At 54.2% G+C, this 22,143-nt stretch carries 18 protein-coding genes and 1 pseudogene; 7 read left to right on the forward strand and 12 right to left on the reverse strand.

Features of this window, described 5'->3' with window-relative positions; all coding sequences use genetic code 11:
- Window positions 1–57: 57 nt before the first annotated feature.
- Window positions 58–3,384 carry a glucodextranase DOMON-like domain-containing protein gene (locus KRAC_RS48510; protein ID WP_007919926.1) on the reverse strand — a complete coding sequence of 1,109 codons (3,327 nt, stop codon included), beginning with the start codon at window positions 3,382–3,384 and terminating at the stop codon, window positions 58–60.
- A gap of 365 nt (window positions 3,385–3,749) precedes the next feature.
- Here KRAC_RS48510 and iscB point away from each other — a divergent pair, with 365 nt between their 5' ends.
- Window positions 3,750–4,574: an RNA-guided endonuclease IscB gene (gene iscB, locus KRAC_RS48515; protein WP_244422538.1), complete on the forward strand. Its 825-nt coding sequence runs from the start codon at window positions 3,750–3,752 to the stop codon at window positions 4,572–4,574.
- 258 nt (window positions 4,575–4,832) lie between these two features.
- Here iscB and KRAC_RS67940 read toward each other — a convergent pair.
- Window positions 4,833–6,370: pseudogene (locus tag KRAC_RS67940) on the reverse strand (zinc ribbon domain-containing protein).
- A gap of 193 nt (window positions 6,371–6,563) precedes the next feature.
- Between KRAC_RS67940 and KRAC_RS48535 the strand changes: the two are divergent.
- Window positions 6,564–7,112: a hypothetical protein gene (locus tag KRAC_RS48535; RefSeq protein ID WP_007919939.1), complete on the forward strand. Its 549-nt coding sequence runs from the start codon at window positions 6,564–6,566 to the stop codon at window positions 7,110–7,112.
- A 119-nt stretch (window positions 7,113–7,231) separates the two neighbouring features.
- Window positions 7,232–9,979, forward strand: a complete 2,748-nt coding sequence (locus KRAC_RS64060) for a membrane dipeptidase (RefSeq protein WP_157507998.1) — start codon at window positions 7,232–7,234, stop codon at window positions 9,977–9,979.
- A gap of 153 nt (window positions 9,980–10,132) precedes the next feature.
- Here the strand turns inward: KRAC_RS64060 and KRAC_RS48545 are convergent, their stop codons facing one another.
- Window positions 10,133–10,873 (reverse strand): dienelactone hydrolase family protein, encoded by a 741-nt coding sequence (locus KRAC_RS48545; protein WP_007919946.1) that lies wholly within the window; start codon window positions 10,871–10,873, stop codon window positions 10,133–10,135.
- 485 nt (window positions 10,874–11,358) lie between these two features.
- On the opposite strand from KRAC_RS48545, the gene KRAC_RS48550 reads away from it, so the two are divergent.
- Entirely contained in the window at window positions 11,359–12,996 is a 1,638-nt protein-coding gene (locus KRAC_RS48550) for a hypothetical protein (protein ID WP_007919948.1), read from the forward strand.
- A gap of 620 nt (window positions 12,997–13,616) precedes the next feature.
- Here KRAC_RS48550 and KRAC_RS48555 read toward each other — a convergent pair.
- The 4 genes from KRAC_RS48555 to KRAC_RS80360 are packed head-to-tail and all read right to left on the reverse strand — an operon-like array spanning window position 13,617 to window position 15,371.
- Window positions 13,617–14,060 (reverse strand): transposase, encoded by a 444-nt coding sequence (locus KRAC_RS48555; RefSeq protein WP_052569237.1) that lies wholly within the window; start codon window positions 14,058–14,060, stop codon window positions 13,617–13,619.
- On the reverse strand, window positions 14,035–14,463 hold the full coding sequence (locus KRAC_RS72910) for a hypothetical protein (RefSeq protein WP_040447359.1): 429 nt from the start codon (window positions 14,461–14,463) through the stop codon (window positions 14,035–14,037). Before KRAC_RS72910 ends, KRAC_RS48555 begins: the two co-directional genes overlap by 26 nt.
- Complete coding sequence (locus KRAC_RS48565; protein WP_040447361.1) at window positions 14,450–15,139, reverse strand: transposase; 690 nt, start codon at window positions 15,137–15,139, stop codon at window positions 14,450–14,452. The genes KRAC_RS72910 and KRAC_RS48565 overlap by 14 nt, the downstream gene beginning before the upstream one ends.
- Window positions 15,051–15,371, reverse strand: coding sequence for a transposase family protein (locus tag KRAC_RS80360; RefSeq protein WP_075164576.1), 321 nt, complete (start codon window positions 15,369–15,371; stop codon window positions 15,051–15,053). The genes KRAC_RS48565 and KRAC_RS80360 overlap by 89 nt, the downstream gene beginning before the upstream one ends.
- A 238-nt stretch (window positions 15,372–15,609) precedes the next feature.
- On the opposite strand from KRAC_RS80360, the gene KRAC_RS64065 reads away from it, so the two are divergent.
- Window positions 15,610–16,365, forward strand: coding sequence for a DUF4253 domain-containing protein (locus KRAC_RS64065; protein WP_007919950.1), 756 nt, complete (start codon window positions 15,610–15,612; stop codon window positions 16,363–16,365).
- Between the two features lie 413 nt (window positions 16,366–16,778).
- Window positions 16,779–17,192, forward strand: coding sequence for a nucleotide triphosphate diphosphatase NUDT15 (locus KRAC_RS48575; RefSeq protein ID WP_007919952.1), 414 nt, complete (start codon window positions 16,779–16,781; stop codon window positions 17,190–17,192).
- A 115-nt stretch (window positions 17,193–17,307) separates the two neighbouring features.
- Here the strand turns inward: KRAC_RS48575 and KRAC_RS48580 are convergent, their stop codons facing one another.
- A complete protein-coding gene (locus KRAC_RS48580) occupies window positions 17,308–17,574 on the reverse strand; it encodes a hypothetical protein (protein WP_007919954.1) in 267 nt (88 codons plus the stop codon).
- A 570-nt stretch (window positions 17,575–18,144) separates the two neighbouring features.
- Here KRAC_RS48580 and KRAC_RS74985 point away from each other — a divergent pair.
- Window positions 18,145–18,456: a hypothetical protein gene (locus KRAC_RS74985; RefSeq protein ID WP_007919955.1), complete on the forward strand. Its 312-nt coding sequence runs from the start codon at window positions 18,145–18,147 to the stop codon at window positions 18,454–18,456.
- A 295-nt stretch (window positions 18,457–18,751) separates the two neighbouring features.
- On the opposite strand, the gene KRAC_RS69780 is transcribed toward KRAC_RS74985, so the two are convergent.
- The 4 genes from KRAC_RS69780 to KRAC_RS67965 all read right to left on the reverse strand — a co-directional run bounded on the left by KRAC_RS69780 (window position 18,752) and on the right by KRAC_RS67965 (window position 22,054).
- Window positions 18,752–20,229 (reverse strand): transposase gene (locus tag KRAC_RS69780; RefSeq protein WP_085954444.1). Its coding sequence is split into 2 segments (ribosomal slippage): window positions 18,752–19,356 and window positions 19,356–20,229, totalling 1,479 coding nucleotides; the frame shifts between segments, so codons are not numbered across the junction.
- Window positions 20,230–20,616: 387 nt separating this feature from the next.
- A complete protein-coding gene (locus KRAC_RS48595) occupies window positions 20,617–20,931 on the reverse strand; it encodes an SRPBCC family protein (protein ID WP_040447364.1) in 315 nt (104 codons plus the stop codon).
- Window positions 20,901–21,068 carry a hypothetical protein gene (locus tag KRAC_RS74150; protein ID WP_007919965.1) on the reverse strand — a complete coding sequence of 56 codons (168 nt, stop codon included), beginning with the start codon at window positions 21,066–21,068 and terminating at the stop codon, window positions 20,901–20,903. The genes KRAC_RS48595 and KRAC_RS74150 overlap by 31 nt, the downstream gene beginning before the upstream one ends.
- A 188-nt stretch (window positions 21,069–21,256) precedes the next feature.
- The gene (locus KRAC_RS67965) at window positions 21,257–22,054 is read right to left on the reverse strand and encodes an SRPBCC domain-containing protein (protein WP_007919967.1); all 798 of its coding nucleotides are present in this window, start codon (window positions 22,052–22,054) and stop codon (window positions 21,257–21,259) included.
- Window positions 22,055–22,143: the final 89 nt, after the last annotated feature.

Below are 22,143 nucleotides of genomic sequence, written 5' to 3' on the forward strand. Positions count from 1 at the left end.
GACCCTGAAGCATCTTCGCTTCAGGGTCCACATGAGGGTGGAGGAATCAGGAATAGTCTAGGGTATGACCACGTCCTGGAGGACGACTGGGCCTTTCGTGTAGTCAAGCTCGCTGGACTGCTGCACGTTGCTGGGGGTGAGCACATCCATGACCTTGGGCACGGTGGCGGGATCGACTGTGCAGTGGGGATCACTGCTCGCCGTCGCGCAGACGCCAAAGTTGTAGGGCTGGGGCGTCGAGGCGAAGCTGCGCGCCTGGTCGGGACTGTAGCCGTCCTGCCCGGTCAGGGTGACCGTGAAGCCCCAGCCGGAGCCGGGCTGGCCCAGCGTTGCCTTGGGTACGCTGAAGGTGATGTAGCGCGAGATGGCATTGGCACTGATGTTGATCGTGCCCAGCGTTGTCCCCCTAGCGTCGACGTAGCGCTGACCAAAGCCCTGGACTTCTAAGAGCTGGCTCCAGGACGCACCTGGATCGATGCTATAGTTACGCTGCGGATAGGCCGCTGCGATCGAGGTCTGGCTGGCTCCAGGCTCGTGTACGTAGACGTCGATGAGCTGCGCGCCCAGCGGGCTGCCAAAGGTCGGTGTCAGATCTGTCACCTGCACCTTGAAGATGATGTTGGTGCCATCATCGTAGACGCGGAAGTCCTGCATATCGTAGGCGCCAGGATGGAAGTCGCTGGCGGTCGGATAGGCGTAGTTGCCTGGGCCGTTATCGTCGTTACTCGGGTCAGTCCTCTCAAAGAGGAGCTTGCCCGGTGTGAAGTCGTACACGATGCTACGCGTATCGTGCGCGGTCGCACCATTCTGACTGACGGCAACGGTGTTGAGCACTGTGGTTCCGCCTGTGACGGCGACTTGCAGTGAGAAGGAGCCATCCGCGCTCGCGGTTGTACTGTAGGTCGTGGTTACACTCTTCTGATCGGTGTTGGTCGCGGCGACATAGACCGTGTTGCCGGGCGCGGTCGTACCCGTGACCGTGACGGGCGAGCCATTGACCGACGAGAAATTCTGCGGCATGTTTACCGTGAGCGAGGTCTGGCTAGTGTGATTGATAACGTAACGCTCGTAGGTGTTGCTGGGTCGTTCAAGCTCCTTTTGCGCCGCTAGGTTGTTGAAGAGGCGCACATAGGAGGCCGAGGCCCAGGTCAGGGGAGCCGCCGAACCAGCGGGCTTCCCGTTCTGGAAGCCGATGGAGGCAACCGTGGGGTCGGTCCCGTAGGGCGAGGCCGCCAGGTCGGGTTGCTCCCAGTCCTGCTCGGGGATCAGGCCCACGCCAGAGCCAAACTTGCGCAGCGTGTCCAGCAGGGTCGCGGCGGTGTCGTAGTTGCTGCTTGATACGTCGTACTCGCCGCGCTCCTCGGTTAGCAGCGGCCAGAGGTGTCCATTGCCCTGTCCGCTGGGTGCCCAGGGATGGCCATCCTTGGAGCTGTCGCCATAGCCATCACCATTGTAGCGATACCAACCGCTGCCGCTACTGGTATCAACCTTGATGGTCTTGTCGACGACGTTCAAAGAGTTCTGGATATCGCTATCGCTGGCGGGAAGCAGGCCCAGGCGTACCAGTTCCAGGAAGCCCGCGTCGATAACGGTCCGCTGATCCTGCGTGGGGCCACCATTGCCCAGATTATAGCTGATGCTGGCATTGGGATCACCGGTCTTGGAGAGGCGGATAAAGTAGGGCTGACTCGAGAGCGAGCCATTGGTCGTCACAGTCCATTTCTTAATTGAGCGCTGCCAGTCGTCGGCCACGCCCAACCAGATTTTAGCGCTCTGTATATCGCCATTTTTCAGCGCGATATCTGAGGCCGCGACCAGGCCTGTAATCTCGGCGGCAATCGTCGAGGGTGAGTAGCCACCTTGTTCCTCCCAGCGCTCCACGCCAAAGCTTGGACCGTGACTGATCACAAAATTGGCGGCAGGCTTGATATGTTGAGTATAGAGCGTGGCGTCAGTCATATTGAGCTGATAGGCCATCAGAATGGGGTAACTGGCTTCATCGAGCTGGGTCCCGAAGGAGTCGGGCGCGGTCTTGCCGTTGAGCAGGCTATTGCGTGGCATCGAGCCATCGGCCTGCTGCTGGCGGTCAAAGAGATAGTTGACCATCGCGCGCGCCGTCGCCAGGTCGCCATCCACATAGAAGCCGGTCCAGGCCTCATAGAGGTCGCGCGCGAAGACCTCGCGATAAGAGCCAAAGTAGCTGTTATTAGGATCACCTGCCGAGACAGCCTGTCCCCAGGGAGAAGCCAGGCTGGCCACTACCGCGCCAGGATAGGTCTTATCCTCCGAGGCTTTGATCACATTCGCATTCAGATAATACTCTTCAAGCAACTGTTTATATTGGTCAGCGGAGAGGTGTGGTTGTTTGATTGCCCGAAGCTTTAGTTGGGCGTCGTACTGCACCCATTGCAGGGTATATTGAGCCAGTATTTTATCAAAGTCGCGCTTCAGTGAACTCTCAGCAGCCTTGACTGCGTCGGCCTGGGTCTGCCCGAAGCCCAGGGTAAAGGTCAGGTTACTGCTATGTGAGAGATCGGCTTGTACAGTCTGAACGAGGTTGCCATTGTTGGCATCCGTATAGAGCGCCGTCAGACTGTGGGACTTGTCCAACTGCGTCAATCCATCGCTCTGTCCGTCCACAAAACCGCTGGTCGCCTGGAGGAAGGGTTGTGAGGCATCCAGTGCGCTATAGACCGGAACGGCATAGTCGCGGTTGGCGGCATTGGACTTTGTATTGGTATCGAAGGCAATGGGAACCTGGTGTCCCGTCGAGGTATCGACAGTAGCGGAATCGTTCCCGCCGTTGGCGGAGCCGCCCCCACCATTGCCATTGATAGTGGCGTCGTAGCGCAGATAGAGTTTGTAGCCAGAGAGCTTCCCGGCCAGAGGCTGGAAGCGTAGGCGCATCACCACTGTATTGGCGTTGGGATCGGTCAGATAATCGGTCACGAGGCGATACTTGCCGCTTTTGGCAGTCGCCGTCACGCGGCAGGCTAGCTCAGGCCCATTGAGCGCCTGCACGCTGTAGGTCATATCGCGTGTCTGCAAGTCTGTGAAGCTGCTGCCATCGGTCACGACGTATTGCAGTGTCTTGACATTGGTATTGTCGATGGTCGGGTAATAGACATCGCTCAATACGCCATTGGCGAGCGTAAACCAGACCTTAGAGGTCGTATTGCGAGCCGTTCCCAGGCAGTCTTTGCGCGCCTGGTCGAAGTAGGAGAGCGTGCCTGGACCATCGGGCGCGGAAGAACTGGCGGCTTGAGCGGCCAGAGTTACCCGTGTTCCCAGGCCAAGCAAGAGGAGCGCGAAGGCCAGACCCAGGAGGGTACGCCAGCGCGAGAAGCGCCGCGTGGGCGTGGCATCCATACCGGTTTTCTGCATTGAAAGCCAATCCTTTTTTAAAACTAACCATTGTTTATCTACAGATCTAATGAGAACAGCATCTATGTTTCGCCATCGAAACAGGGGTTTAATGAGCGTTGCGAGTATAGTCAGCCATCGATGCGCGCCTTATATAGCGCTTCAGCTAAGCTATGTATTTTCGTATAGCAATGGCATGTGACACCCGCATAGTTGTAAATATTAGAGAAAGCAATTTTTATGCCAGAAAGTGTGCTACACACAAGCTAGTAAAGAAGAAATTATGCAGAGAGGGCGGGAATGGCTCTTTGATGGTGGTTAGCAAGTCTACTATTGACCACCAAACCAAATGTTCTTAAGGCACTTGGGTTTTGTGCTGAAGACAAGTGTGCTATCTGTGTAGCACACTTGTATGTGTATTTGCGCATTTCGACATGAGCACTGGGCAGAAGATGGAGCACCCGGACATCTCCGGCATCGAGTATCAGCAGGGCGCCCTGTTCGGGTACGAAGTGCGTGAGTATTGCCTGGAGAAATGGGGAAGGGCATGTGCGTACTGCGGGGCAACGGGCGTCCCACTCCAACTGGAACACATCGTTGCGCGCGCCAAGGGGGGCAGCCAGCGGGTCTCCAACCTCACCCTGGCGTGTGAAGCCTGCAACCGCAAGAAGGGCACCCAGGATATTCGCGTGTTCCTCGCCCGCGATCCTGCGCGCCTGGAGCGCATTCTCAGGCAAGCGAAGACCCCGCTCAAAGAGGCGGCGGCCGTCAATGTCACGCGCTGGAAACTCTTCGAGCGGCTCAATGCGACCGGCCTGCCCGTGGAAACGGGGTCTGGAGGCCTGACCAAGTACAACCGAACCAGGCAGGCCCTCCCGAAGACGCATTGGCTCGACGCGGCAGTTGTGGGAGTCTCCACGCCTGAGCGCCTGCGCACGGGGGACGTCGTGCCCCTGCTCGTGCGGGCGACGGGGCGTGGGCATCGGCGGCTGTGCAACGTCAATGCGCTGGGATTCCCGGTCAGCTACCGCAAGCGCCGCAAACGCTACTTTGGGTATCAAACGGGGGACCTGGTGCGAGCCGTGGTCCCCGAGCGCTTTGCCTGCCGGGGCACCCACGTGGGGCGTGTGGCGGTGAAAGCCAGCGGCTACTTCACCATCACGCGGCGCACGGCAAGGTCACCGATGTGCCTCACCGCTTTTGCCGGCTGATCGGACGCAGCACTGGCTACGCCTACCAGGTTGGGACACAGCACGCTGCCCCAACCCCAACCAGCCCCGTAAGGAACGGCCACCGTGCCCCCTATGGGGGTTCCACCCCGGCTTGCAAAGACCGGAGCTCCCTGGCCCGTATTTCTGTGGATTGTTCTTTAATGCAAGTTGTTAGCCAGTGACACTCCGCATGGGCTAAAGCCCAGCAGCTTCTGACACGGCGCCGTAAGCGCCTCCGTGAGACATGTCCCGTAGGGACTACTCAAAATGGAGGCGTAGTGTGGTAGCCATATCTGAGAGGCGCGCACCCATCCGGCGCAATCCCCCCTGGGCGGTGCCAGGCCCGTTGGCGTGATCCCCTTGCCTTGCTTGAGCAAGAGATGGTTGCCCTTCGCGTTCGGCATCCTGAGAGATCCCAACACCTGGGTCTTTCGACCCCCTCATCGCACGTCGCGAACGAGCATGAGGCTTTTCCTTCAACGGTTCTTGGGAGCGCTCGATCAAGCGCTGCCCGATTCTCAGACTGGCATTGCGGTCGGCATGGTCGCGCATCTGGCATTGTAGGCACAGGCAAAGCACCGCGCCGGGCGTGTATCCCTCAACCGGCTCGCCCTCATTGTAGCGAATGACGGGCGCGTGACAGCGATGGCATTGCCGGCTCGTATTGCGCGGATTGACGCGGCACGTGATGAGACCACCTGCATTCCACGCCTTGTACTTCGAGTACTTGAAGATGCGCCCTGCGCATCCAGTAGGCGCGTTTCATGTTGCTGCGGCGCGAATACGTGCCTTTTTGCGGGCGCAGGTTGCCTAGATGCTCGAAGACCAGTATGCTTGCTTGCTGCTCGATGGCGAACTGGACAATGCGGGCGCTCACCTGGTGCGCGATGTGCTCATCGACGTGCTTGATCTTGCGCCACAGATCAGCATTGTCCTGTTCCCCTTGGGCAATGATGCCAGTCTGAGATCGCTTGTGTGCAATGCGTCCGAGCAGTCGCGCGCCTTGTGCCCGATACCGCTGTGCCATTTCCAATGAAGGAAGTAGCCAGGATGGTGCCTTCGACTGCCTGGACGGTACACACGGCTACATGCTGGTCGAGGTTCAAATCGACCGCGCAGAGATGTGTCTCTTTGGATGCTATCTGTTCAACAACGTTGGCGGGGGACTCCAACGTTTTCTCGATGGGAGTATGCAACCACCAGCGGTTACCCTTGCGAACCAGTTGCGGGCTCCCTATTGTGTAACCCTTGGGAATATCGCGAGAAAGCGCACCAATTTTGAGCCAGGACCAGCACGAGCCGGTCCACACTCTGAGCATGATGGAGTGCTGAGAGCGTTCTTTCCACAAGCCCGCGTAGAAGGAGACCGACTTGTTCCAGGTGCGCGGCGGGACCGGTGGCCGCTCCCTGAACGGCTGCTTCTGCTTGCCCTTTTTGCATGGTTTGGCCTCGTGCTTCTCTTTGCGTGCTCGCCACGTTTTGAGCGAGGAGAAAAATGCACGAGCAGAGCCAAGGGCCGCATTGATGGCGGCGCGCCGGAACATCGCGGGGATATCCGGGGCGATGTCGGAGAGTGGCAGAATGGGATGGGGACCCTTCTCCGTCGCATGGGTGAGTTTCTCCAGGGCGGTGAGGGCCTCCTTGTTCTTGAGAGAGAGGATGCCCTCATGGGCCTGGATGACCTCAAAGTAGAAGGCCACGACACGATTGTAGAGCGCCTGATGCTCCGCGAAGGAGTGGGTTAACTGTGGCGGATACTGCAACGCTTGTCTGATTGTTTTCGTGGCTTTTGCCATTTTTAGTACTTTCATCTCAAAAAAAAAATATATGTGTCTCTTTTAGAGTATACTGCAATACGTTGGAGTTGTCAAACATATGTTCTATATTGTGCTATGCAAGGGCTAAAGCCGGGACACGCCTCACTGCCGTCGTTGAAACGGCGCAGCTTGCGGCGGGCTAAAGCCCGTTGTGTCATTTAAGAGGCTTGACATGATTTACTTCATAGTCGGAGCCCCCAGGGCAGGGAAGAGTCTCCTGAGTCAACGGCTCTGCACCACCTTAAAAGTTGGGTGGGTCTCAACGGACCTTCTGATGGAACTCTTGAGAGTTGCGAACGCTGCCGGTCGCAAAATGAAGTGGGACGCGGCCCCCGAGGCCATCACAACGAATGCGCAATGGTTTTTCCCGTATTTAGAGCGCTTTGTTTGGGGCGTTAGCTCGCTTGTAGATAATTACGTGATCGAAGGCGTCGACTTTCTTCCAGCGCAGGTAGCACAGCTCTCGACTCAGTATCCGATCCGCGCAGTGTTTCTAGGATGCTCTCGTCTGACGCTGGAGGATCTCAATCAATATGCAGGGCGCTCGGGGTATGGTCGTCTGCCTGAGGAACTCCGCCGCCAGATCGTGGAGGATGTCCCGTGCTGGAGCGCATTCATTCGCCAGGAAGCTGAACGTTTCGGGTATGCTTATGTCGATATGGCCAGCGATTTTTCTCAACGCCTGGTTGAAGCTGAGGGTGTGCTGACGCTCCATGTCTAAACGATGTTTGTGGTAACAATGTTGCATATGTAAACGGTTCCTATTTACTTTGGAGGTGTGGATAGCTTATTTTTAGAGAAAACGTTGGCGCTGTGGTGGGGAGGAAGATTGTTGTGGATATGTTACAGTGTAGGGTGTGTTTACAAGAGTTTGTAGCGGGGAATTGTGCTTGTGGGGCGAGTGATCGAGTGTCTGAAGGCGAGCAGACGCAGCGAAAGCTACGTCTAGATTTCGCTGGGGGTGATCTGTCGAGATGGCATGCTGAGGGCGAGGCTTTTCGTGAGCAGCCGGTGCGCGGTGACCGCTTTCGCGCGAGCCAGGTCAAGCCGGGGCTTGTGCCATTGGGCGGAGATTACTGGGATGGTCCATATCCCGTGGGTCAGCGGGGCGAGTATTGGATTAGCACAGAGGATCATTTAACGGGCACCCTGACGTCAGAGACATTTATCCTCGAAGCCTCTTCTCCCTGGTTTACCTGTCTGCTTGGTGGTAGTGACGTCAACGATGCCTGTAGCATCTCTCTCCTGATCAAGGCCAGCGAGAGTAATAGTTCTTGCCTGAGCGATAGCTATTCCAGAATTTATATAGCTAGGGAGAACAGCGACTTCTTCCAGGTATTTCAAGCTACGAGCCGTGGCCATGAGATGATGCGGAGAGTGGTCTTCTATGCCCAGAAGTTCGTGGGCGAGTGGGCTTGTGTGCGTATAAGCGATAGTTCGATCAGCGAGCATATTAATGTCGCTGATGTGTGTTTCTCGGCTGAGGCTCCGTTGACCCTGGAGACGGAGGCGGGCGAAATAGATCCCGATGCGCCCGTGTGGGGCTACGCCGATCTGCATACGCATCCGATGGCGCACCTGGCCTTTGGGGGTGTCATCTTCTGGGGGCAGCCGGATGGCCCTGTAGATGAGGCTATGGCGAAGTGTGTGAAGGCTCATGGCATCGCCGGTACAGGCATCGCTGGTCGCCACAGCAGCATCTTAATGTCCTTCTTTGAGCAGATTGGTTATGGCATAAATGTAGGACACCTGGTTGGTGGCTATCCCCAGTTTGATGGTTGGCCACGCTTTACCACGCTTGTACACCAGCAAATGTATATCGACTGGATACGGCGTGCTTTTGATGGTGGTCTACGCCTGCTGGTCGCGCACGCGGTCAATAATGAGATGCTGGCGAACAGCTACAATGGGCAGGAGCCATACGATGATAAAAGCGTGGTTGAGCGCCAGATCGAGGCCATGAAAGAACTGGCGGCCCGGTATCATGACTGGATGGAGATAGCCTATACGCCCACCGAGGCCCGACGGATTATTCACCAGAACAAACTGGCTATCGTACTTGGCGTGGAGGTAGACTCGCTAGGGAACTGGAAGCAGCCGCAACTGCCCACGGAAGAGGAGATCAGCACCTACCTTGCGCACCTCTATCATAATCTCGGCGTACGCCACCTCTTCCCTGTGCATATGGCGGATAATATCTTCTCTGGTTCGGCGATCTATTACGATCTCTTTAGCCTGGTCAATCATCATCTGCATAAGGACTATTTCGAGGTTGAGGATGGCAGCGTCTATGGCATAGAGTATCGCTTGCAGGAAGATCCGGGCCTGGCCATCGATATCGCGCGTGTGATGCAGGGCTACAACCCGCCTTATCGCCAGGTAAGTGGAGGCCATATGAATGGTAAGGGCTTGACCGAACTGGGACACTTCTTATTGTGCCAGATGATGAGTCTGGGGATGCTCATAGAGGTTGACCATATGTCTCATAAAGCTGTTGAAGCGACGCTGGACCTGGTGGAGCAGTATGACTATCCCGTGGTCGCTGGACATACAGGTTTTCGCGAACTGGCTTTGAAGCGCAATGAAGAGACAGCCTGTAATCAGAAGTGTGCCAGCGAAGGCCTGAAGACGGCCTCGCAGATAGAACGTATCGCCAAACTGGGAGGGATCGTGGGGCCACTTGCCTGCCAGGCCGATGTGCGGGAAGTAGGCGAGGTCATTCCCAGTTTACAGGGGAAGGTGCGCGGAGACTGTGCTGGCTCGTCTAAGTCCTGGGCGCAGGCGTATCTCTACGCTGTCGAGAAAATGGGTGGACGTGGCGTTGGCTTTGGCACCGATACTAATGGGTTCGCCAAGTTTAACGCTCCGCGCTTTGGCCTGAACGCAAGCTACTTCCTGGACTATGATGTGCCGGGCATGGGGCGCGATCCCAGGCGCAGATCCTTGAGGAGAGAGCAGGTCGAGGCGCAGGGGAACGGCGTGCGCTATGATGAGCCTCTAGCTAATACTCATCACTACCGCTTTGAAGGCGTGCTTGAGGGCGATGTCTATGATGGCTTACAGCGTGATGTCTGGCAGGCTATTGGCCTGTACAAAGCGGGCTGTGATCCCTGGAAAAGTCCGAATATTCTAAACTATTTTAATCGAGCGGTACACTTTGCGAAGGGTTTCTTCGCCCTGGATGATGCGCAATTGGAGCGGCCAGGCCTCCTCACTGGGAATGAGCCGTGGGAGCAACGCGTCGCCTTCCTGGTGAAAACGGGCCAGGAACCGGGGACGACGGAGCGTGATCCACAGCCAGTCCACGAGATGTATCCCAGGGTAATGACTATCTGGCGGCGCTGGGAGCAGATGGAGGGAGATAATCCTCCTCTCAAGCGCTGTTATACGGGTGAGCGCGACTTTGACATCAACCTAGATGGCGTCGCGCACTATGGTCTGCTGCCCGATCTGCTCCAGGACCTGAAGAACGTTGGCCTGACGCATGAAGACCTGATTCCCCTCTTCCGCTCGGCTGAGGATTACATACGAACATGGGAGAAGTGTGACCGCCGAAGCCGGGCCATAGTTGAGAGCAAAGACAAATGATGGTGGGAAGGAAAAATTTTTGCCATGTGCTATTAATTAAAGTTCCAGGGTATATTAGTAGCCTGGCAAGTGTTTTCTGAGGCAGAAACAGTAATTAGTAGGCGCCCGCTACTGGCGTACGCGGCTACCCCAGTAGCGGGCTTTTGCTCTCTTCTACAGATGTTTCTTTAAGAAGGCCAGGGCCTTGCTCCAGCTCTCCTGGCTGGCGGCGACGGTTGGTCCCTCTTGCTCAAAGGTCAGGAAGGCGTGGCCAACGCTGGGATAGATGGTGAAGTCAATATCTTTATGGGCGGCCAGAGCCTTCTGTTTGTATGCGAGGACATTATGAACGCCCACGCCCGTATCGTCCGCGCCAAAGAAACCAATGAGGGGAGCCTGGAGCTGCTCTACTTCGTCGATAGGGCTCTCGCGTCGCTGGGGAATGGGATTATTGTTGACTGGGAAGCCATAGTAGATAACGCCCGCGTCAATGACCGAGGTGCGTGATGTTGCGTGCATCACCAGCGTGCCACCCAGACAAAAGCCGATGACACCCACCTTGCGTCCCTCGCTTTTGAGCTGAGTAACGATGGACTGAACATCTTCTAGTTGGGTTGCAAGGCTACTCTTGCTTAAGCGGGTGATAGCGGCCTCGTGGTCGCGATTAGGGATGCTGCCCTCGCGCGAGAAGAGATCTGGCAATAGAGCTGCGTAACTCTGCTCAGCAAGACGCCGGGCCATATCGCGATAAAAAGGGTTCACGCCATAGATATCATGTAAGATAATGACGGCTGGCCGCTGTTCACCAGGCTGGTAGCCATAGGCGACGGTTGGGATCGTACGACCACTCCCTGGTAGCTCTACGTTCTGTTCGGTCTCGTGATTGTAACCGCTATTATCACCTGGATGACACATACTCTAAGCACACTTTCTAGTATTAGGGATGATACACTTCCTCGAAATTTCTGGCCACTATGTGGCTCGCAGGGGTATGGGTTGTCCGTGCAGAAAGACCGCAGGCCTTTCTGCACGGACAACCCATACCTCTGTAACGGGATAGCCGTTTGATTGCTATCTGCCTATAGTATAGTCATATCTCCAGACGATGTTGTGAAAAGGATGTAGGTACTCGCAGAGGCGAGGTGCTTCAAACATTTTCAAAGGTAATCATTCTCTGCTAGTGATACGTGTCTCTTCTGAAGACAGAGCATAAGTGTGTATGTTACAGAGAACGCGGCAAGAAAGCCCCGGTCATTGATGCCGGGGATGAATCGCCGCCTCTGCTGGATGAGAGGAAAGAGAGCAGGGTCAGATACCTAGAACTAGCGTTCTTCTCGTTCCTCTGGTACAATAGACGTCAGTGGATCGAGATCACGTGTATGTTCGAAGAAGGGGCAAGAATGCCGAAGAAGTGTCAGGGACAACGCAAACAGAAGGAACAGCAGGAGAAGCGACCGGCGACGCCCACCTTTCTGCTGGAACTGCCCCTGGCCGTCGATGCAGGGCAAGCCGCCCGCCTGCGCGCTCATCTGGAAGCCGCTCGTCAGCTCTACAACGCCATCCTCTCCCAAGGACAACAGCGCCTGCGCCGCATGCGGTCTGACCCAGCCTGGCAAGAGGCCCGCACCCTTCCTCGCACCCACAAAGCGGAACGAGTGGCAGCCTTCTCCGCCTTGCGCAAGGCGCATGGCTTCTCCGAAGCCGCGCTACATGAAGCCGTCAAGAGGCTGCGCGTGGGCTGGATTGCCGCGCACATCGAGGCCGTGCTCGCCCAAACCCTGCCCACTCGCGCCTACCGCGCTCTCAACCGCGTCTGTCTGGGCAAGGGGAAACGGGTGCGTTTCAAGAGCCGAGGACGTGGCCTCTCCAGCATCGAGAATAAGCGCAACGATACCAGTCTCCGCTTTGTCCTGCAGCCCGCCTCTGAAGGCAACGCCGGCTATTTGCTCTGGAACGGAGACCAGTTGCCCGCCCTCATCAATTGGAAGGATGAGGTGGTGACCCATGGCTTGAGGCACCGCATCAAGTACGCCCGCCTCATCCAACGTCCCGCCAGCAGCCCCAGAGCGGCCGGAGCCGATGCACAGGGCTCTCGCTACGTCGTGCAGTTGGCCCTGGAGGGCAAGCCCCACCACAAACCCAAGCACACGATTGGCCAGGGCATCGTTGGGGCTGACCTGGGACCCTCGACCCTGGCGCTCGTTCCCCAGCAAGGGGAGGCGAGCTTGCAGGTGTTCTGCGCGGAACTGGCTCCTGAGGCCTGTGCCATTCGCCGTTTGCAGCGGCAGATGGATCGGCAGCGGCGAGCGGGCAATCCAGAGCACTACGACGAGAAGGGGCGCGTCAAGAAACAGGGGAAGAAGCGTCTGCCCTGGAAGAACAGCAAGCGCTACCAGGCGACCCGGCGGCGCAAGGCGACCAAGGAGCGCAAGCTGGCGGCGCACCGCAAGAGCCTGCACGGCCGCAAGGTGCACGAGGTGGTCGCGCTGGGCAGGACCATCATCCTCGAAAAGGTCTCCTACAAGGCATGGCAGAAACGTTTCGGCAAGAGCGTGGGACTGCGAGCACCAGGGATGTTTGTGGAACTCCTGAGACGCACCGTTGCAAGCACGGGCGGCATCCTGGTCGAGGTTCCCACATGCACGACGGCGCTGAGCCAATGGTGCCACGGCTGTGGCAGACGGGTCAAGAAGCCGCTTTCTCAGCGCTGGCATCACTGCGAATGCGGCGTAGGACCGGTGCAACGCGACCTGTATTCGGCCTTCCTTGCCGCCTATCTCGATCCAGCAGAACCCACTCCCTCGTGTGTCCGGTACCAGGGGTATTGGGAGGGTGCGGAAGCGCGCCTGCGGGCAGCACACGAGCGTCTAGCACAACGCGCGAGAGAGGGGCAGTCCTTGCCCCGAAGCTTTGGCATCCCCAGAGCCGGAGCGCGTCTGTCCAAAAGTCCAGGGGAACCACCACAAGAGCCAGCTTTCCTGCATCAGTGGGAAGGACTGGAAGCGTGGAACGAATCCCTGGAACCCCCAGCGCTTTAGCGCGGGGAGATACATACTAGCTTCAGAGAAGGAGACATTTATGCCTGCCTTGCGCTTTCTGCATAATAAACGCCAGCAACGCTAGGCACTTAAGCAACTCCGCGTTGATTAATGGCTCCTCCCGGGAATAAATCTGAGCTACCGACGTGTTTTTTTATGGCAGAACAATGTGTACAGCAATGGAAAAACTGAGAAGGAGCTTAGATATATGCAGTATCTAAGGGTGGGAGATGCTGCGTCCGGTTCTGAGCTTCTTTGACCTTTCTAATGAAAGGTTTTGACACCTGAACTTGACACCTTATTTGTTTTTTCTGGTCAGGCTTATTTTCCCTGTTCGTCTAAGTTGAATCTAGTTACTGTCAATTTATTTTTCGTGACAGCTATACGTCCTTTATCCTCTTCGAATTCTCCATGCCAATCCAATGAGCCGTTTAGCTCGTAGCCCCAAGAAATAATAAAATGGTCGAGTAGATACTGGAGCCATTCAATATACCCATAGAATTTATCTACACCGGCCTCTAACTCTGCTCCATCGTCGCTTGGTATCCAATCGCAACGGCGTGTTGGTTTTCCAGGTGCTAGAGGACCAAGGTAGTGTCAGAAAGACCATAAAATGAATCTTACGCAACCTTGCTGATCGCAGTTGTGATATGCTGAGAGTTTGCATCGTTTTTCATGCTCTGTGGTTTCTTCAGATGAACCACCTGCTGCCCTTGCATCTTTTTCTTCTTGTCCTTTCTGTCTCGACTCGTTTTGCTCTGATAGAGCACACGAAGCTTGAGCAAATCGACTTCGGCGCGACCATACATACTTCTTTTGGTGAGCTTAAGCCGATTCACATTTCCTTCTAAAGGACCATTGCTCCAAGGTAACGTCAATCCCGCAAGAACGGCATCTTTGTCTTGCTGCACACCCGTCACAAAGGACTCAAACGCTTCAAGATGGCTGGCTTTCACCGCTGCCAACCAGGCGTCAAGCTGTTTTCCAGTGCGCTTACGCACCATGTGAAGAAACATCTCCACCAGTTGGTAGGCGGTCTCAAGGTGTGGGCTCGCTTGCCTCAACTGCCGAAGGTTCTCTTGTTCTTCTTCCGCGCAAATCCTCCTGCTTGCGGAAAAAGAGCCAGGTGGCCTGTGGTGCCGAGAGAGCCAACAAGGGATTGAGCGGTTTCGTCGCTGATGGGGAACTGCTTTTGCGGGCAGGAAAGCTCAACGCATCTACCGTCTCCAGGTAGCGATAGATGGCTCGTGGTGACCCTTTATATCCCTTTGCTCTCAGTTCTCTTTCCAGTTGTGCTCCTTGGCGACACCCTTGTTGCCAGCGTTCCAGGAGATAGGTCTTGTAGGGATCGATGAGGCTTGCTCGAGGCTTGCGGGAACCGGAATAAGGAATATCTCCCCGATCAAGCCACTGCCGAACGGTTCGTGGTGCCATGCCCATGTGAGCCGCAATCTCAATGCTTTTCATCCCTTGCTGTTGCAGTGCCATCATCTGCTCGTAACGAGCTGTTCGCTCCGCTTGACGAGCGTGTTGTGCTCGTTTCGGAGCCGCGTGTCCTGGGATGACTTTGACGCTCAGGTGAGGGTTGCTGCCCGTCGAGGGTCTTGGCTTCTGCCTGCTCAGCACGACGCAGTTGCATCAGGCTTTGGGTCAATTGCACTGAGACACATGCAGCTAGATTCTTCACCAAATGCCAGCGGTCACGTACCTGTACAGCTTGGGGAGCCCCTTTTTGAATAGCTGACGCATATTCCGAGGAGCCATCGCGGCTGACCACCTTGATGGAGGGATGCTTGAGCAGCCAGGCGGAGACCGTTTTGACCGAGCGGTCGGGAAGCAGGTCAATGGGCAGGCCCAATTCCAGGTCACAGATCAGGGTTCCATAGCGCAGCCTGCGCTTGCGTGCCCAGTCATCGAGACCAATAGTGTGTGGTGCTGACTGAGCCGACGGGTGTGATTGGCGAACCAGACGCAAGATCGTATCGCGACTTCCGCTGATGCCGAGTTCACTTCCTACATCCGCTCCGGCTTGGCCCCCGATTTTGAGTCCCAACTCACAAAGGGCTTTTTGCAGCCGTTTGGTGCGGCTCCGCGTGAGGGCGACAAAGCTCTGGAAGCCGTTCAACGAAGATCTTTTGCGCACAAGTACTCTTTTTACAAAAGAAACGGCGGACATGCATGATGAGGCGGATGGAGTGCCCAACGGAGGGAAGATCGCGCAACGTCCGCGTATAGCGACTTTGGAGACGCGAAGATGCGGTTCCACAGGAGGGGCAAGAGGCTGTTGGGGATGTCGTACGTAGGGTCAGGATGATCTCCTCGGCTCCCTCTACTCCTTCCACTTCAACATTGGGAAGGTCTGGAAAAATGATCATGGGATGTTTTGGGGTCCTCAAAAAAGCTCTGAAAAAAAAGCGAAAAAATGTTCAACTTTTTGGTATACCACATTACTCACCAGCAAGGTTGGTTGTTACGCAAGTTTGCTGATGACAAATGTGGTAGACTGGGAGCTTGAACAATTTTTCTCTCCAACGAGAAGGTGATAACCATTTTCCCCGAACTTTTGAGCAAGAAAGAACTAACTTACTGAAATAAAATGCATGAGAGACCTTGATGGATCAAAAAACACTTGCGGCGCTTCACCAACAGTATGACACGAGGATGTCTTCATTTCTGCCATCCGTGGCTTTTGAGGACGGCCTATCTTACCAGGGAGAGGTCCAGAGTAGAAATGACATTACAACTTGGCAGACATTGCGCAGTCTGGTCGATGTGACCGGGTACTGGCCGCTCTTGACTCATAGGTCGTTGGAAGACATCATGGAGTATCAGTCTGGAAAGAGACGTCCTCCACACGAGATCATCGATGAGGGACTACGCCTCAATGCAGAGAACTGGGTCCACCAAAGCATCGAAGAGTATCGCTCATTTTACTATCATGATGTCCCTCGCGGTGAGTGGCCGGATAAGACCCAGGGCAAGACCACACCAAAGAACAGCTCCACGACAAAAGGGAGCGAAGCACCACGATTTGAACCCTTCATATTGCTCCCTACGACAGAAGGGTGGCGAGTTCCGGCCTATCTGAACTTCGGTGGTTGGAATGGATGCCCATATTCTCCAGCACACGTCTGTATGATGAAGCACTGGCAGGAACATTATGGAGCCGAAATCATGTTCATGGGAAGTGATACTGTTGCAATGTATGTATCACGTCCTCCACAGGATCGAGAGAGTGCCTTGCAACTCGCTTGGGAACAGTTTGCGTACTGCTCCGATACGATCGGAGTCGCCCCAGGTATAGAGACGCTTGAAGATTTAGCTGCCAAATTGCTTAGCTCTTCAGTGTGGGGCTTCTGGTGGGACTGATATCGTGGATTGACATAGGTAATGGTTCCCTGGCAGCAGAATCAATTCATCATTATTTACCCAAATCATGTCTACACCATGCTTTTACCATATGCTGTCCTATGAGGACATGCCATCGGTTTTTACGCCACTTCGCTGATTCTACATGTGATATGGTAAGAGGTTAACTTATTCATCGAAGTTCCTTCTTGCTCAAAAAGTTCGGGGAAAATGGTTATCACCTTCTCGTTGGAGAGAAAAATTGTTCAAGCTCCCAGTCTACCACATTTGTCATCAGCGAGGTTGCGTAAGAATCAGAAAATGCGTCAACACCTTGTTTCTAGACCAAGAATTAAGTATTCTTAGCCCGAGGGCCTGTACAGGCGATTGACAAGGACAAACATATTGAAAAACAGATAATGGAGGAAAAGCTTATGTCAGAACGCCCCTCTGTAGGCGTTGGTGTGATTATCAGAAAGGGTGACCATGTCCTTCTCATGAAGCGCCAAAACTCTCATGGAGGTGGAACCTGGTCTATGCCTGGAGGCCATTTAGAGTATGGGGAATCACCAGAGGAGTGCGCCATTCGTGAAGCTGAGGAAGAGGTTGGGGTGCTGATTACTGACCTCACCTTTTGCACGATCACCAATGATATTTTTGAGAAGGAAGGAAAGCATTATGTGACCCTTTGGATGGAGGGAACCTATGCTTCTGGAGAAGCACGGGCCAAATCCGCTCGTGAGATGTCAGAGGTCGGATGGTTCTCCTGGAGTGCCTTGCCAACTCCACGTTTTCTCCCGCTAGAGCATCTGCTCTCCCAAGGATATATTCTTGGCAAAGAAGACTGAGAGCGAATTGGTTTTCTCAAAGACTACAAGCACAAGATTAGATTTTTGACCTATAAAATCGCCAAATTGTCATATTGACACATATCTCCCCCTTTCGGCGAATTTATGGGCCAAATTACAGGTAGCCTGGATCGGGCGCTCCTCGATAGACACAGCCGGTAAAGCTATATCTGCTTCTGAAGCCCTCCCCTGTAAAATAGCATCCATTCTCACCGAGTGGCAGTCCTACGGCTTCACGAATAGGATCTGGAACATCTTTTATCAGTTCAACATCCCAGTAAACATGAGGCATTTCATTGAATGCTCGAAGATAGGTCAGATGGGGAGGCGCTAGTGGTTTGTCAAATTTCAGGTGTCCAGTAAACCAGGTCGTATATCCCATGTGTTGGACCACTCCTTATCTTATAGTTTTATGAGTCTGTGGAGAAAAATAGAGTGTAGTCCTGCGTAAATTTAAAGACAGAGCTTCTTCCTTGTTTTGCTCTGCCTTTTATTCTTTTTATACCCTTTTATTGTGGAAGATCGGTAGAAGTAAAGTAGTTTTATTGGTTGCTGTAGACCAGAAAATTTGTCTTTTGAAACCAGTTCATTACCTATAAATTAGGGACTCTAACCAGCTCCGTATAGCAAAGTAGAACGTCCTTGGTCGGCTCTCCATTTTGTAGTATTATAAGAAAATGTTTTTTTAGTCTACAAGCGGTTCCAGCATGTTTTCCTGTTGATTGATGTCTATTTTCTTGTCTTTTTCTCTCACATAATTCTTTATGGGTCAACATAGGGTTTGTTGCATTTACATTTATGTATCTTGAGTTTGTTCTTGGTGCTATGAATAGAAACATACGAAGTAAAAGGTTTTTGTAGTGCTTGCGCATATGAATCTCAACAGTAGTTTTTTCTTAGTGTAAAAGCATTAAATTCAAACTTAATGCTTTTATGCAGAAAGGAGGGTTCAGTGAAATTCTCTACAAAGGTAGTTATGCTGACCGTGTTCAGTGGGCTGTTTGCACTGCTGCTACTCATAGGTTCAACACAATCAGCATCAGCCGCCAGTACCACAACGACGATGCCAAGCAAGACAGCAACAGCTACCCAATACCCGTACTACTACCCATACTACTACCCATACTACTACCCGTACTACTACCCGTACTACCGCCCGTACTACTACCCATACTATCGCCCGTATTATTACGGCTGGCGAGGCGGCTACGGTCGTGGTTTCTACGGAGGCGGCTACGGTCGCTTTGGTGGCCGCTTCCGTTAAAAAGTAGAAAATTAGGCGACCCGAGCCAGCTCCGTGTAGCGAAGTGGAACGGATCTGGTCGGCTCGCCTTTATAGAACTGAGAAAGCCCCTGATGATACGTATATCAAAATGTGTGCGTCACTGCCTTCAGTTCTGGACCTGTCTTGTGTTCAAATAAAAATTACTTGACACCTGAACTTGACACCTTATTGTGTTCTTGATTTATCTCCATCGCTGCGCCTCTCACATCCCCGAGATCTCTCTTCTCAAACAAGAGGAAAATCAACTCTGTCTCTGGATCAAGCGCGAAAAAAACTAGGACCGCATTGTTCGCTGGGAAAGTTTCTCCTCCAAAGCTACGAGATATTCCGCAGGAGCCTTTCTGAAACGATATTGCTCTCGACGAGCTTCATGGCGATTTTCCACCTGGTGACGCAACGCTCGCCATTGCGTGAGATTACACGGTTGGAGTTCTGGGCCTTTGAAGTGGTAGCGCTGGCTGGCAACCGAGGCGACAATGCGCACGGCCCCTCGTACAACCAGACCAGGTGATGCCTGTTTGCGGCCTGTGGCTCGCCGTTCGTGATAGCGTGTTGAGCCGAAGAGGTGTTCCAGGTCGTTGTTCGTCCGTGGAAGATCAGGTTCATCATAGCAGAAGAAAAGTCCTGGCCGATAACTGTCTGTGACCTTGAGAAAGGTGGCAATCATTTTTCGAAGCGGTTCAGATGTATCTACTTCCTGTCGCATCTCATCGAGCAGGGACAGGTAGTTCTCTTGCACCTCCTTGGCGGCTTGCTGTTCAGCGTTGGCGAGCAGGTGTGCAGCTCGATGCACCCATGCGTACCCAGCTTGCACATCGGGCCAGAGGGCAGCAGTTGTAGTTAATCCCTTCGTCAGAAGTTGATGGAGGCACTCAAGTTCCGTCGGGAAGCCCCTTTTTTCGCCCCCCTCTCAAGGGAGGCAACGATGAGCGTGAGTCGTTCATGCAACGTGAGTCCGGGGGCAGCAAGTGGGGGATGCCCATCATCGGTGAGCGAGCTGCGTACTGCCGAGCAATAACTGCGAATGATCGCAGCTTCGTCATCGTTCCGTTTCTCGACGACCCGCTCAATCGGGCGCACTCCACGCACCTGCTTTTTCAATTCCTTCTTGGCATGGCGATCCGCCTCATAGACGGGTTTCGCAGCTTCTCGCAGGTAGTGAAAGTGGCAGAGTTGATGGGGTATTTCTGGCAAAGCAGAGGCGACTGCATTCCGAATGGAATGTTGCCCATCGGAAATCACGCCTCGGATTGGTACGGGTAACATCTTTTGTACTTCCGTAATTAACACAACCAGATCAGCCTCACACTCACTCAAGAGAGGGCGGGCAAGCAGAATTTCTCCAGACACGCTATCACGCAAGACCCATAGCACTTCATGACCGATATCTGGGCGTAACCCATCGAGGGCCAGAATGACATATTCTTGTTGGGAAAGGATGCTATGCAGACGGTCTTGATTCGCCAGATGGACGGATACTAATTCTTCATAGCGCGCCAGCAGATGAAGGACGGTTCGTTCTCCAATGGAGATTCCCCGGTCGCGGAGTGCCTGATGCAATTCCGTTAAGCTGTGATGCTGACGATAGCGCAACATGCCAACCAGCGCAATCACATCCAGGCCATATTCTCCGTGTGGCAGTGCCCATCCTCCCTCTTCTTCTGGCCGATACGGACGATGATACTGCAAGCATTCAGGGTTCTGACAGCGGCGGACAGCGAGACGCAAGCGATATCCTCCACTGAGCGTCATTACCGTACGATGGGTGTAATACGCGATGTGTGCCGAATGGTGGCAGAGACGGCAGGTGCGCTGCGTGGGGAGTAACGTCTCTGCGAGAAGCCCGTGAGAAGCTACGGAAGGTCTAGCCATAGAAGAACACTCCTTGGTCGTGTCAAAGACACGGTGGTCTTGCCTTTCCATCATCGTAATGCGCAGCAGTTCTCCACATGGTGCTGAACCTTCACGAGGGAAGCGCTGAACAAGAAAGGCGCTGAATGGTATCTGTCCGAGCATCGGCATACCAGAAATGGCTTCCATCCCACGTAAGTCAGCCCAGTCCTGCTCTTCCGCGATTCTGGCGCTGCTCGCTTGCTGATATATCTAGCAAGCCGATGCTCCAGAATGAATCGGTATTTCTTACCTTGATGCTCCAAGCAATTGTTGTAAGCGTGAAAGGAAATGCTTCCATCCAGCCAGGTGGTGCTCAATACGGAGTTCTTGATCCTCTGGAGTGTCAATATAGGGTCCATGAGTGAGGCGAAGCCGTGTCCCATCAGGTGCGACTGGCTCAAAGATAATCGTGACTTCTCGCTCGCCAGCCTCCTGCGAGTCATGATCCCACTTCCACGTAAAACCGAGCCGCTTTCCAGGGTCGAAAGAAGTGTAGTGCCCACGTAGATGCCAGTTCATCTGAGGCCAACTCAAGTGGTAGGCTCCTCCGGCTTGCGACACAAGCTCGGCTTCTTGTGGCCACCACTGCTGAAGCAACGTCGGCTGAGTCCAATAGTCAGGGTATGGGGAGTTCCCGAAAGGAAATCTGCTTCAACCAGAAGGATGTCGAACCCGGAGGGCAATTGAGTTACAGCCATATGTGCTCTCTTTCGTTTCATCTTCATGAAGCCCGCGAACTCTCTTCAGTATAGAGAGTATGGGCATCGAGCTTGAACAAGCGCTGGAGTTGTTCATTAACACGCCAGAGACGTTCCCATCCCAGGCTAAGCCACGGAGAGCAGGTCCTGGAGTCGGATAGCTGGCTATGACGGTTATCTGCTCCTCATCACACCTCCCGATAGCCCTGGTGCTGTTCAACAAAGCGCTTGAGGTGCTGTCCGAGCAATTCCTGCCAGCCAGTGGTGTAGATCTCACGATCTGAATCATCAATGGTTCCCAGAATGTGGTGAGAGAGCTTGAGCCTGGTTCCGTGGGCCTCTGACTCCAGGTCAAAACGGACGGTTCCCAGCACTGGACCACGCATCGCCATTGCCCCTGTCAAAAGCAGCTTCTTGCCAGGTTCAAGATAAGTCACGGTGGCGTACAGGGCACTGCCCTTCCCCGGACCAAAATCCTCGTAAAAGCGTCCCCCGGCCAGAGGTTCCAGGTGAAAGGTGGAGTGGGGACTGGCATAGCCTTGCATCCACCAGGCATCAATGTGCGTCGTCAGGGCCTCAAAGACCTGCTGAGGTTCTGCCACAATGAGCACTTCTTGTTCGATTTGCAACGTTTTCATGGCTCGTTCCTCCTGATATGTTGAGGGATCATGTTCTGCGGCTCGTTTGAGCTGCACTAAGGATGCAGCCCAATCCGAGGCGTACACACTGACCCAGCGTTCATAGACGTGACGAAGTGGGACCGCATTGAGGGAGTGCCACCGTTCACGTCCTTGCTGGCGAACAACGACAAGGTCGGCCTGTTGGAGGACCTGAAGATGCTTCATTATCGCAAAGCGTGAGAGTCTAGGAGCAAAATGGGCACTTAATTCACTGGTGGTTTGATGACGATCCCGCAGCAAATCTAAGAGTTGCCGTCGCGTGGGATCAGCTAAGGCTTTCCAGATCAAGTCATCGTTTGCCGTCATATAGGTTACTCCTTTGTCACGTTACTATATAGTAACGTATATTATCGAGAAATGCAAGAGTTGGTGCTTCAAAGTGAAGAGAGAATACG

The organism is Ktedonobacter racemifer DSM 44963, assembly GCF_000178855.1.
GTDB classification, from domain to species: Bacteria; Chloroflexota; Ktedonobacteria; order Ktedonobacterales; family Ktedonobacteraceae; genus Ktedonobacter; species Ktedonobacter racemifer.